This window comes from Ruegeria sp. CE9 (assembly GCF_056537425.1).
Genome location: NZ_JBQFRO010000004.1, coordinates 98106 through 110356, shown reverse-complemented (window position 1 = coordinate 110356; position 12251 = coordinate 98106). Strand labels below are relative to the sequence as shown.

The window sequence follows — 12251 nt, the reverse complement described above, 5'->3', positions numbered from 1 at the left end:
GACGAAAAAAGCCCCGGTTCGACCGGGGCCTTTTTGCTATTGCGCGGCGCAGGCCCCAACGCCATATGGCTTGTTCAAAAAATTTCCCTGCAAGAACGCCATACGTACTTTGATAGTATTATCGGTCGGATCCAGATTGGCTTGGTAGCGGACGCGGACATTTCCGCCTGCCGCCATTGTTTGATCCATGTTCCAGACAATTCGATACCCTTTTGCGCCTCGATTCTTGAACTTTGCTTCTTCCCAGGTGTGATGGGAGCTTGCGGCTAAGGCGGCGCTTGCCGTTGGATCGATTTGAAACGCGTATTCGGGTGCGATCCAGCCGTGACTGTCTTGCTTGGTCATCGTACACAAATAATTCGTGGTTTGGGCTGAGGCAGCTTGCGCACCCAGCAACATCAGAAAAGAAAGAGTTATATATTTCATGGGTATCCGTCGTCTTCGTTTGATACCGGACAGACAACACTTTAGGCGCGAGATGACAAGCTGGCACTACCGATTTACGAGAATTAGTGGCGGGCCTGTTCAGCTGTGCAAAAGAACCGTCTGGAACCTTGAAAGAGCATCGGGTTCAAGCAGTTGATCAGCGGTCACAGGTTGTAAGTTTTGATCGCTTATGCTGGGATAGAACGCCAGTAGGTCAAGCAGTGTCTTCGTTGCCTCTTGCTTGTCATGATCCAGCAGCAAGGGCGCGTGCAAGGACAGAAACAACGCAGGTTTATGTGTTTTCAACCAAGGCACCAAAGTCGGAAGAACAAAGAATTCCGCCCCTTCAATATCCACCTTTACCAGAGTTACCCCGGACAGATCATTCGCCGCTTCGAATTGATCCCATGAGATGGTCAGTGCATCGGTGCCATGATCTGCATCGTGCAAAAGGGAACTGGTGGAATCGCCCGGCTCCCCTCGGGTAGATGCCATTCTGGCGACCCCAAACCGATCGGACAGCGCGACGCCGAAGGCCGAAACGTTTCGAATCTCGTTCAGGTCTAGGTTCCAGGCAAGGTGACGGAAAGCGGTCGGGTCGGGTTCAAAGCAATAGACTTGACGAGCGCGGCGGGCACCATAAAGGACGGTCGGGCCTATCCAAGCTCCGATATCCAGATAATCGCTTTCCGGGGACAAGAAACGATCCAAAACTTCAAAGGTTTCCGGCTCCCAGTCACCAGCGGCGGCCTTGCGCCAGAATTTCGAATGATACGGGTCCAGGCGAAACGGCTCGCCGTTCAGGTTGCCCGCATAGTACCCGCGGGCGCGATAGAACATTTTGCGCGCCTGTGTCAGCATCGCGGACCTCCGGGTTTTTGTGTCGCAGCCCTTGACCTGCGGCGGCTGTCAAAGCATTTAACCTTTGGAACCGCAACATTCATTTTCAACAGGGGGCCGAGATGGCTTTTGAACTTCCTGATCTTCCTTATGCACATGACGCGCTGGCAGCCAAGGGCATGTCCGCGGAAACGCTGGAATATCACCACGACCTGCACCACAAGGCCTATGTCGACAACGGCAACAAGCTGATCGCCGGAACCGAGTGGGACGGCAAGTCGCTGGAAGAAATCATCGTTGGCACCTATGACGCGAACTCTGTGGCGCAGAACGGTATCTTCAACAACATCAGCCAGCTGTGGAACCACAACCAGTTCTGGGAGATGATGGGCCCCGGCGGTAACGCAATGCCGGGTGAGTTGGAAAAAGCACTGACCGAAAGCTTTGGCTCGATTGACGAATTCAAGTCGCAGTTCAGCGCGGCCGGTGCCGGTCAATTCGGTTCGGGCTGGGCATGGCTAGTCAAAAACGCGGACGGTTCGCTGGCCGTGACCAAGACCGAAAACGGCGTGAACCCGCTGTGCTTTGGTCAGACCGCACTGCTGGGTTGTGACGTGTGGGAGCATTCCTACTACATCGACTTCCGCAACAAGCGTCCGGCTTACCTGTCGAACTTCCTCGACAACCTGGTGAACTGGGAAAACGTGGCATCGCGCATGTGATCTGCGCTTAGCGCAACAAGACAATGGCCCGCCGGCAGCAATACCGGCGGGCCTTTTCTTTGTTTAACATGAGCAATTGGTGAAAATCTGCCGGTACGTCAACTTTCGACAAATGGCCTATTGTGTGGGGCCCCTTAGCCCTTACCTAAGTTAGGCGGAGGGAGAGAACCGCCAATCAACTTAGTACCAGTCAGAATGCGTGCGAAATATCAGCACCGCATCTCAAAGCGGGTGTGTCTGAGGGACAAGTGAAAGCCAATCCAAGCGATACAGGAGATCACGAATGGCTGCACTTGAACAGGGAACATGGGTCATCATAGCCGATGGTGAAAAGGCGCTGGTGATGGAGAATATCACCGACGCGCAAGACCCCAATTTGGTTGTCGTGTCTGTTGAAGAACAGGACGGGGCACCGGCCAAACCAACCGACCGAGCTGGTCGACGGCCAGATACAGGCCCGAACCAGAAATCAGCAGTTGAAGAGGACAGCTGGAAAGCCCACGCCAAATCTCTTTTCGTTCAGGATGTTGCCAATCTGCTGAATCGTAAGGGTCTGAAAGGGGCTTATAAACGTTTGGTACTTGTGGCTAGCCCGCATGTTCTGGGGCTTTTGCGTCGCCGATTGCACAGCGAGGTGTTGGCAAAGGTTGTTGCCGAGGTCGACAAGACGCTTACAAATCACCCACTGCACAAGGTTGAGCGAATTCTGCGGACCCGATTGGCTAAACCTGCTTAAACAAGTGCGGATGCTCGGGCGGTTCATGCCGCCCGATTGCGCGCTGTCAGTTAAGCAATCGGCGAAGCGCCGACATCGCCGATTCCGGTGTATCGACCCAAGTAATGAATTCTGCCAGAGACCCGTCTGCAAACCCCTGACCGATCAACTGGTCCAGCAGTGTATGCAGTGTGTCCCAATATCCATCAACATTCATCACCAGAATGGGCTTGTCATGCAGCCCCAGTTGCCGCCAAGTCAGCGCTTCGAACAGCTCGTCCAATGATCCGGGCCCGCCGGGCAGCACTACCACGGCATCGGCATTCATGATCATGACCTTCTTACGCTCGTGCATGGTTTCAGTCACGATGAAGCGCGTGAGGTCGGTCTTGCCCACTTCGCGCTGCAACAGGTGGACCGGGATCACCCCGAATGTGTCGCCACCTGATGATTGCGCCGCGCGGGCGACCTCACCCATGAGCCCCACATCTCCGGCCCCATAAACCAGTCGCCAGCCTTCGTTAGCCAGCAGTGTGCCGAACGTCTGAGCCGCGGTAGAATAGGCCGGATTTACACCATTGCGTGACCCGCAATACACACAGACGGATTTCTGGGACATGATTTGGGCTCTCTGCTCTTGTGTTAGGGGTTTTGACCCCTGATAGCGGGATTGATAGGTTGGCTCAACCGTCCGTTGGAATGCACGCCAATCTGGGTATTTACCGGGCGGAGTGAAAGGAAAAGAATGAACGCCAATTCGGGAAGCGGAGGCTCTGGTACCTTCATATGGGGTCTAGTCGCTGGAATCGTCGTGGTGCTTGTCGCTGGCGGGTTGTACCTGTCGGGGATGTTCAGCGGTCCTGACGAGAGTGCCGAGGTCGAAGCGACTGAAACATCCGAACCGGTGGAAGACGTTGCGCAGCAAGACACTCAACCAACGGAAGAGGAGCCCGAAGCGCAGGCTGCGGAAGTCGAAGAGGCCGCAACCAATGACTCTCCAGCCATTGGGACCGAGCAGGTGCAAGAGACTGAAGAACAGGCGGCGGAAGGCGCAGATGCTGAAAGCCCTGTCGCGCTTGCACCAGTCTTGGATCAGATTTTCGTTGAACCCGACGGAAACGCACTGCTGTCCGGCAATGCTGAGCCGGGTTCCGAGGTCGCCGTGCTGTTAGATGGAGAAGCCGTTCACAGCTTTACTGTCGATGAGAGCGGGCAGTTCGCCGAATTCGTCTCGATCCCGTTTTCTGACGACGCCCGAGGGTTGGTTCTGGAAACCCGTGGTGGTGAAAAATCCAGCCGTTCCGACGATTACCTGATCGCCGCCCTGCCAGCTCCGGCAGTACCAGAACCGTCTGACCCCGCTGACGATCAGGCGGATGTTGAGGTTGCCGAAGCAGCGACCGCCGAAACGGAAGTCGTCGATGATAACGCGACCGAAGGGAACGAGACCGATGTTGCAAGCGTCGCGACGCCTTCGACCGACGAGACCGAACCAGCAGCAGAAACGCAGCCTGAACCGGAAAACGCACCTGATCAGCAGGTTGCGATCTTGCGCTCGGGCGAAGAAGGGGTTGAGCTTGTCCAACCCCCGACCGTGCAGGACACACCGCCAAAGCAGATCGCCTTGGATACTATCGGTTATTCGGACGCCGGGGATGTCGAGCTGACCGGGCGTGCCAAAGATGGATCAGCGGTTCGTCTGTATCTGAACAATCAGCTTGTGGCAGATCTTGGGCCCTCGACGGATGGGCAGTGGCGTGGCGAGGTCGAAGGGATCGATCCCGGAGTTTATACCTTGCGTGTGGATGAGGTTGCTCCGGACGGCACCGTTGTGAGCCGACTTGAGACCCCATTCAAACGCGAGCCTGTCGAAGCGCTGCGAGCAGCCGAAGCCAGTGAATCCGGAGAAACCGAGGGGCAAACCCCGGCTATTCGTTCTGTCACGGTTCAAAAGGGCGATACGCTTTGGGCGATTTCACGGGATCGGTTCGGGGATGGTGTGCTGTACGTCAAACTTTTTGAGGCCAACAAGGATTCGATCCGCGATCCTGACCTGATCTATCCGGGACAAATCTTCACTATTCCCGAATGAACAATTCTACTGGCCCTTTTCGGGCCAGTTCAATCTCTGACCGCAGTTAAGGTACGTGATGAGACAGCCCTCCGCGATCCAAACCGAGCCTGACGAGCACCGCTCGGGCTGGCGCACCATCCGCAAAGTCGCCCCCTATCTGTGGCCCGAAGATCAGCCATGGGTGAAACGCCGTGTTGTCTTGGCAATGGCGATGTTGGTGTTGGCCAAGCTGATTGCTGTCTATACCCCAATCCTGTACAAGGGCGCTGTTGACGGCTTGGCGGGCGAGGGTGTGCCGCCGCTTGCGCTAGGCGCGATCGGGCTGACCGTGGCCTATGGCGTGGCCCGCATGATGACCGTGGGCTTCCAGCAATTGCGGGATGCATTTTTTGCTCCGGTTGGACAACGCGCGCTGCGGGCGCTGGCGCTTGAGACTTTCCAGCATATTCACCAGCTATCAATGCGCTATCACGTGACCCGCCGCACGGGTGGCCTGAGCCGGATTATCGAACGGGGGGTGAAAGGCGTTGAATTCCTGCTGCGCTTTCTGCTTTTCTCAATCGGGCCGCTGATCCTGGAACTGCTTTTGGTGTCAATCATCCTGCTGTGGCTGTTCGACGTCTGGTATCTGGTCGTCGTGGCCGTGACGATCGCGCTTTACATCTGGTTCACCTTTGCAGTGACCGAATGGCGCGTGAAGCTGCGGCGCGAGATGAACGAACAAGATACCGAGGCCAACCAGCGCGCTATCGACAGCCTATTGAACTTTGAAACAGTCAAGTATTTCAATGCCGAAACACGCGAAGCTGAACGCTATGATGTTTCGATGAAGGGCTACGCCAAGGCTGCGCTGAAGACGGCGTATTCGCTGGCCTTCCTCAATTTCGGTCAATCTCTATTGATCACCTGCGGCCTGATCGGGGTGATGGTTCTGGCGGCAATGGGCGTACAGAACGGGTCGCTGACGGTCGGCGATTTCGTGATGGTCAACGCGTATATGATCCAGATAACTGTCCCGCTGAATTTCCTTGGCACGGTGTACCGCGAAATTCGTCAATCATTGGTGGATATGGGGCAGATGTTCGATCTGCTGGAACAGCCTGCGGAAGTGAGCGATAAGCCCTGCGCCCCGAACCTTAAGGTAAATGGCGGAGAGGTCACGCTTGAAGATGTCCGCTTTGGATACGAGCCGGATCGCGAAATCCTCAGGGGCGTTTCTCTGACCGTGCCAGCCGGTCAGACCGTGGCAATTGTCGGCGCCACCGGTTCCGGGAAATCCACCATCGGACGGCTGCTGTTTCGGTTTTATGACGTCACCGGCGGGTCGCTGAAGATCGACGGGCAGGATGTGCGCGATGTCAGCCAGTCCAGCCTGCATGCCTCGATCGGCGTTGTTCCGCAGGATACGGTGCTGTTCAATGACACGATCCGCTACAACATCGCCTATGGGCGCGAAGGGGCGTCTGAGGCGGATGTAGAAGCCGCCGCCAAAGCTGCGCAGATTCACGATTTCATCGTTAGCCTGCCCGAAGGTTACGACACCACAGTCGGTGAACGGGGATTGAAGCTGTCGGGGGGTGAGAAACAACGCGTCGGTATCGCCCGAACCTTGCTAAAGAACCCGCCGATCCTGTTGCTGGACGAGGCAACGTCGGCCTTGGACACGGATACCGAGCAGGACATCAAAGACGCTTTGGCCCGGGCAGGTGAGGGGCGGACGGTGATCACCATCGCACACCGTCTCAGCACCATCGCTGAGGCTGATCGGATCGTCGTGCTGGAACGTGGTGAGATCATCGAACAGGGCACGCATGATGAGCTGCTCGGCCGTGAGGGGCGATATGCCCAGCTGTGGAACCGTCAACAGGCCGACAGCGAAGCGGCCTAAGCCCAACGGCCCTGACAGCCGAGGATTGTGCGGATCGATTCGAAAAAAAATCGGTCGCTGCGATACGGTTTTCCGTTTGACGCGGACCCGCCGCCGCGACACTGTGCGGGCCGAAACACAGACAAGGAAGAAACTTCATGAAAATGCGAGCAGCAGCGGCGTTGACTGCAACACTGTTGATGGCGACTTCGGTGGCAGCCGAGGATCTGGAATTCTTGATTATCAATGAAACCAGCTATGATCTGGTTGAGTTCAATGTGTCTCCGGCCTCGTCCGGCAGCTGGGAAGGCAACCTGCTTGAGGGTGGATATTTGGGTGCAGATTACGAAGTGGGCGTCCTCATCGCGGACGGTCTGACCACCTGTGTCTATGACATCCGCGGTGTTTTCAGCGACGGAGAATCGATTGAAGACTATGGTCTGAACCTGTGCGATCTGGGCGAATACGCGTTCGTCGAGTAACAGCCATGCCAGAAACGAAAAGGCGAGCCCTCGGGCTCGCCTTTTTTTATTCCGCCGCCTTCAGCGGTGTTGTCGGGGGATGATTGGGGCGGTCGTCTTGGGCGCTCTGATCAGGGGCAGCTCTGTCCCGTTCGTCGGTCCAGATCATCTCGGCCGCCTGCACATCTCGCGCGCTTTGCCCAATCGCCATGTCCTGCGCGATCTGGCTGGATCGGCCCGCCGTGGCGCGCGCCAGCGCCTTACCCAGCCATACTGCGTAGGTAGTGACCCACACCCGCAGCGCCAGGAATGACGGCGTGACGATCAGCGTCAGCACCGTGGCCGTACCCAGGCCAAAGACCACCGCCGTGGCCAGCTGTTTCCACCACAGAGCCGTGGGGCTATCGATCGAATATCCGCCACCGATGAAATCCAGCGAAAGGCCAAACATCATCGGGGTCAGACCCGCCATGGTCGTTAGCGTAGTCAACAGAACCGGACGGATACGCGCCTCGGCCGTGCGGACGATGGCATCGATACGCGACATGTATCCGCTGTATTCCTGATAGGTGTCGATCAGAACGATGTTGTTGTTCACCACGATCCCGGCCAGCGCGACGATGCCTGTCCCTGTCATGATGATCGAGAACGGTTGCTGCATGACCATCATGCCCAGCAACACGCCGGTCGTAGACAGAACCACGGCCAGAAGCACCAGCACCGAGTTGTAGAACGAGTTGAACTGCGCCAGCAGGATCACGAACATCAGGCCCAAGGCCGCAAGAAACGCGCTGGACAGGAAGGCCTGGCTTTCAGCCTGATCTTCCTGATCGCCGGTCCACTCCCACGCGATGGTGCGGCCGAACGGGTCGGTCTGCAGCCATTCGGTCAGTACGGCAATCCGTTCGTTCGGATTGATCAGGGCAAACCGAGCGTCACCGCTTTCGATGGCGGCCCGCACTTCGCCCGCACTTTCGGCACCGGTCAGTTGCACCAGCTCAAACTCGGACCCGTCCGTATTGGTGATTATGGTGCCGGTTGGCGTGGAACCTTCGCTAGTCGCTCGCACGGTGGCCAGACGTTGTTCTGCGCCGTCCGGGCCAGTGGTCACGATCTTGCTCAGCCCCGGTTCGACATCTGCCTTGACGTCGTAGTAGCGCTGCTGGTCCACGCGATTGATCTCGGCCAGCTTGGCCACCGGTTTGCGGGTGACAAAGTTCGACAGCGGCACCAACCCGTCAGGCGTGCGCACCTTGAGCGTATCCAGCGTCGACAAGACACGATCCTGATCAGGCAGGCGGACGCGGATTTCGACCTCTTCATCGGTGGAATCCGGGCGCATCTCGCCCAGCAGGATACCCCTCGTCACAAGCTGCACCATCGCACCAACGGTTGCGACGTCTGCGCCGAACCGGCCGGCTTTCGCCACGTCCACGTCGATCTGCCAATCGATGCCGGGCAGGGGTAGAGTGTCTTCGATTTTAATCAGGCCTGGGGTCGTGTCGAACGCCTCCCGCGCTGTAATCGTGGCTGCCGTCAAATCTTCCCAACTATCACCCTTGATCCGCAGGTGAACGGGCTTGGCCGAAGCGGGGCCTTGTTCCAGCGCCTGAAGATCAACGATGAACCCGGGAAGGGTTGCCAGCTCGGCGGTAAGCTCTTCCAGAACATAATTGCCGTCATATTCGGCTGCGACTTCTTCCTTTGCAAAACCAAGCAGGCCTGCAATCGGCCCCCAGAACCAACCGGTGATCTGTTCAGAGCTGATCGGGCGATCTTCCCAAGGAATAAGCTCGAACTGCACACGGCCAATGGTGTCGGCAGGGGCTTCGGCACCGCCATTGTTCTGATTCAGCCCGCCTTCACCCGCAAAGGCAAATACGTTGATCACGGCCGGGTGTGCGCTGATTACGCGCTCGGCCTCAAGAACCATTTCGTCTTTCTCGGCCAGAGACAGGTTACCGCGCGCCCGAACATAGGCCGTGGCCTGTTCCGGTTCGCTTTCCACAAAGAACTCGACACCGCGCGAGTTTTGCGGGAACAGGATGAATGCGATCCAGAAGACTGCCGCAAAGACCACCGCGATGGACACCACCGGCATGACCGGATTGCCGACCAAGAATTTGATCACATAACCGAATGGCGTGTGCTCTTTGGTGGTATGGACATGTTCATCCGGGGCGCGTTCGATTTTGGCGGCGCTCAGCGTGACAGAGCCAGCAAAAGCACCAAACAGGAACAAGAGAACGCCAGCAAGTGAACCGCCGGGTAGCAGGTAGTTGGGGTTCAAGACCTGCATTGCGCCAAGGAAGATCATGTAAAGCGATGGCGGCACCAGAAGCGCGCGCACCCACCATGCTGTGCGTGCCCGCAGCCAGTTGGAACTGCGATCAAAACTACGGCTCATTCGGCCCGAAACACCACCAACAACCGGCAGGTAGATCAGTGCCACAATCAGCGAGGCTGATAGAACGAAGATCAGCGTGATCGGCAGCATCTTCATGAACTCGCCGGGAATGCCGGGCCAGAACAACATCGGCAGGAAGGCACACAAGGTCGTCGCGGTTGAAGAGACAATGGGCCAGAACATCCGTTGCGCCGCCTCGACATAGGCATGCATCGGGCCGACGCCTTCTTTGATCCGCTTGTCGGCATATTCCACCACAACGATGGCGCCATCGACCAGCATCCCCACGGCAAGGATCAGGCCGAACATCACCATGTTCGAGATCGTGACCCCGATCATCGCCAGAAAGGCGAAGCACAACAGGAACGACGTCGGGATCGCAAAGCCCACCAGCAATGCGGCGCGGGTTCCCAGAGAAGCCAGAACCACAATCATCACAAGCGCGACGGCGGTCAGGACCGACCCTTCAAGCTGACGGACCATAGAATCGACGATGCGGCTTTGGTCGTTTGAGGTGCCCACATCAACTGCAGCCCGCAGCTCAGCCGGCCAATTGGTTTGCGCTTCGGCCACTGTGGATTTTATCAGCGCGACGGTGTCGATCAGATTGAAGCCTTTGCGCTTGACGACCTGCAGCGCGACGGTGGATTCTCCGTTGAACCGGGCCGTGCCTGCGCGGTCTTCAAAAGTATAGTTAATCTCGGCCAGTTCGCCCAAGGTGACCACGCGGTCGCCATTGACTTTGACGGGCAGGCCATAGACGTCCTGCGCGGTCTTGAATGACGACGGAATCTTGACCGAGAACGTGCCCTGCTCGGTCTCAACCTCGCCCGCCGCGATCAACTGGTTGTTGTTCTGCACAACGTTGATCAGCTCAGCGGCCGTGACGTTGTAGGCCTCAAGCCGGAGCGGGTCGATCACGACCTCAAGCATTTCGTCGCGGTTTCCGGCAATACCGGCCTCAAGCACCGCATCCAACGCCTCAAGCTCATCCTGCAGGTCTTTGGCAACGCGCGCCATTGTACGCTCGGGTACCGGACCGGTTAGGTTGACAATGACGATGGGAAACTCAGAGAAGTTGACCTCGGTGATCGTATATTGCTCGGCCCCATCGGGGAAATCGGCCTGCGCACTATTCATGGCGTCGCGCACATCGGCAATGGTGGCGGATTTGTCCCAACCGAATTCGAACTCCAGCAAAACACCTGCATAGCTTTCGGCGGCAGTGGCGGTCATTGAGTCCAGACCATCGAGATCGGCCATCTCGGTTTCCATGGGCTTGATCAGCAGGCTTTCACTATCCTCTGCCGAGATGCCCGGAAACTGGACCGAGACGAACAGCATCGGGATATCAATATCTGGCTCACCCTCTTTCGGCAGGCCCACATAGGCGTAACCGCCGATGACCAGCGAGATCGCGATGAAAGCCAGAACCATTCTGGCACGGCTTGCGGCCCAACTGACGACGCTCGTCATTGCGATGCTTCCCTATAGGTTGGCGCAACCGTTACGCCTCGGGTTACGAATTCCTGCCCGATCACAATGATATCAGCGGTTTCCGGCAGGCCACCAACCCACACACCATCAGTTGTGTCGCGTAGTAGGTGGATCGGGACGAAATCGACCACGTTATCGGCGACAACAGTGCGTACCCCAAGCTCACCCTCGTTGTTCAAGGTCAACGCGGATTGCGGCAGCAGATGCGCTTTGACCCCTTCGGCGGCGATCTGAATGTTGGCCGTTTGGCCGTCACGAATCAGCAGTTCGGGGTTTGGAACCGTGATCTCGACCTCGAAGGTTCGCGTAGTCTCATCGGCCGAACGGCTAAGGAAGGTAACACGCCCCTCGACCTGCAGACCGGTGACCAGTTGTGCGGACGCCAACGAGCCGACAACAATCCGGTTCACTTCGGTTTCAGGCACAAACGCCACCAGCTTGATCGGGTCCAACTGAATGACAGTTGCGCACAGAGAACCCGGTTGCATCAGGCTGCCCAATTCTGCGGTGTCACTTTCCAGCAAACCCTTGAACGGAGCCTCGATGGTCAGGCGGTCAATTTCACGCTCAGCTGCGGCAACCGCTGCAGTGGCAGCCTCTATCCCGGCTTGGGTCGATTCCAGACCAGCCTCGGCGGATTTGATACCGGCTTCGGCGGTGCTCATTTCAGCTTCGCTGGAGATGCGGCGTGTTTCCGACCCAAACCCGGTTTCTGACAGTTTGCGCGCTGCTTTCAGGTTGATCTCGGCCTCAGCCACACGTGCGTGGGCTTCTTCCAAGCGCGCCTCGGCTTCGGGAACGCGGCTTTCGGCCTCTAGCTTTGCGGCCATGGCTTCGGCAAGGCTGGCAGGGCGCGTTCCCGGATCAAGCTCACATAGCAGATCGCCCGCCTCGACAAACGCACCCTTGCGCTTGGGTTCGGACACCACGGTCGAAATGGTTTCAGCTAGGACTTCGACCTGACGGTTGGCCTTGGTCTGACCCCTCAGTTGCACTGCGCTGCCGATCTCGCGCGCGGTTGAGCGGACGACGACGACACCAATCGAATCCGGTGCAGGTACTGATTCTGAAACTTCAGTCGCGGTTTCAGTCGGTTCATCCCCACGACCTGCGAATGCAAAAAGCGTGTCGCGCTCGAACACAAGAAAATACAACGCAACAATAACCAATACGGCGTTAACGAATGAAATCAATCGCATGCGGTACAATCTCCAGATCTGTTCGCGCAGATGGCTTTGGCCC

The 12251-nt window shown here is 57.4% G+C and carries 10 protein-coding genes; 5 read left to right on the top strand and 5 right to left on the bottom strand.

Annotated elements, in window-relative coordinates:
* Nucleotides 1-36 precede the first annotated feature (36 nt).
* Nucleotides 37-345 (bottom strand): hypothetical protein, encoded by a 309-nt coding sequence (locus ACR0B3_RS09860; RefSeq protein WP_480808906.1) that lies wholly within the window; start codon nucleotides 343-345, stop codon nucleotides 37-39.
* A 180-nt stretch (nucleotides 346-525) separates the two neighbouring features.
* Nucleotides 526-1287, bottom strand: coding sequence for an FkbM family methyltransferase (locus ACR0B3_RS09855; RefSeq protein ID WP_480808905.1), 762 nt, complete (start codon nucleotides 1285-1287; stop codon nucleotides 526-528).
* Nucleotides 1288-1388: 101 nt separating this feature from the next.
* Here ACR0B3_RS09855 and ACR0B3_RS09850 point away from each other — a divergent pair, with 101 nt between their 5' ends.
* Nucleotides 1389-1988: a superoxide dismutase gene (locus ACR0B3_RS09850; protein WP_480808904.1), complete on the top strand. Its 600-nt coding sequence runs from the start codon at nucleotides 1389-1391 to the stop codon at nucleotides 1986-1988.
* Nucleotides 1989-2271: 283 nt separating this feature from the next.
* Nucleotides 2272-2724 (top strand): baeRF12 domain-containing protein, encoded by a 453-nt coding sequence (locus ACR0B3_RS09845; RefSeq protein ID WP_480808903.1) that lies wholly within the window; start codon nucleotides 2272-2274, stop codon nucleotides 2722-2724.
* 46 nt (nucleotides 2725-2770) lie between these two features.
* Here the strand turns inward: ACR0B3_RS09845 and ACR0B3_RS09840 are convergent, their stop codons facing one another.
* Nucleotides 2771-3322 (bottom strand): LOG family protein, encoded by a 552-nt coding sequence (locus ACR0B3_RS09840; RefSeq protein WP_480808902.1) that lies wholly within the window; start codon nucleotides 3320-3322, stop codon nucleotides 2771-2773.
* 126 nt (nucleotides 3323-3448) lie between these two features.
* On the opposite strand from ACR0B3_RS09840, the gene ACR0B3_RS09835 reads away from it, so the two are divergent.
* The 3 genes from ACR0B3_RS09835 (at nucleotide 3449) to ACR0B3_RS09825 (ending at nucleotide 7126) form a co-directional block, all read left to right on the top strand.
* Complete coding sequence (locus tag ACR0B3_RS09835; RefSeq protein ID WP_480808901.1) at nucleotides 3449-4795, top strand: LysM peptidoglycan-binding domain-containing protein; 1347 nt, start codon at nucleotides 3449-3451, stop codon at nucleotides 4793-4795.
* Between the two features lie 58 nt (nucleotides 4796-4853).
* On the top strand, nucleotides 4854-6665 hold the full coding sequence (locus tag ACR0B3_RS09830; RefSeq protein WP_480808900.1) for an ABCB family ABC transporter ATP-binding protein/permease: 1812 nt from the start codon (nucleotides 4854-4856) through the stop codon (nucleotides 6663-6665).
* Nucleotides 6666-6802: 137 nt separating this feature from the next.
* On the top strand, nucleotides 6803-7126 hold the full coding sequence (locus ACR0B3_RS09825; RefSeq protein ID WP_480808899.1) for a hypothetical protein: 324 nt from the start codon (nucleotides 6803-6805) through the stop codon (nucleotides 7124-7126).
* Between the two features lie 46 nt (nucleotides 7127-7172).
* On the opposite strand, the gene ACR0B3_RS09820 is transcribed toward ACR0B3_RS09825, so the two are convergent.
* Nucleotides 7173-10988: an efflux RND transporter permease subunit gene (locus ACR0B3_RS09820; protein ID WP_480808898.1), complete on the bottom strand. Its 3816-nt coding sequence runs from the start codon at nucleotides 10986-10988 to the stop codon at nucleotides 7173-7175.
* Nucleotides 10985-12208, bottom strand: coding sequence for an efflux RND transporter periplasmic adaptor subunit (locus ACR0B3_RS09815; protein WP_480808897.1), 1224 nt, complete (start codon nucleotides 12206-12208; stop codon nucleotides 10985-10987). Before ACR0B3_RS09815 ends, ACR0B3_RS09820 begins: the two co-directional genes overlap by 4 nt.
* Between the last annotated feature and the right edge of the window lie 43 nt (nucleotides 12209-12251).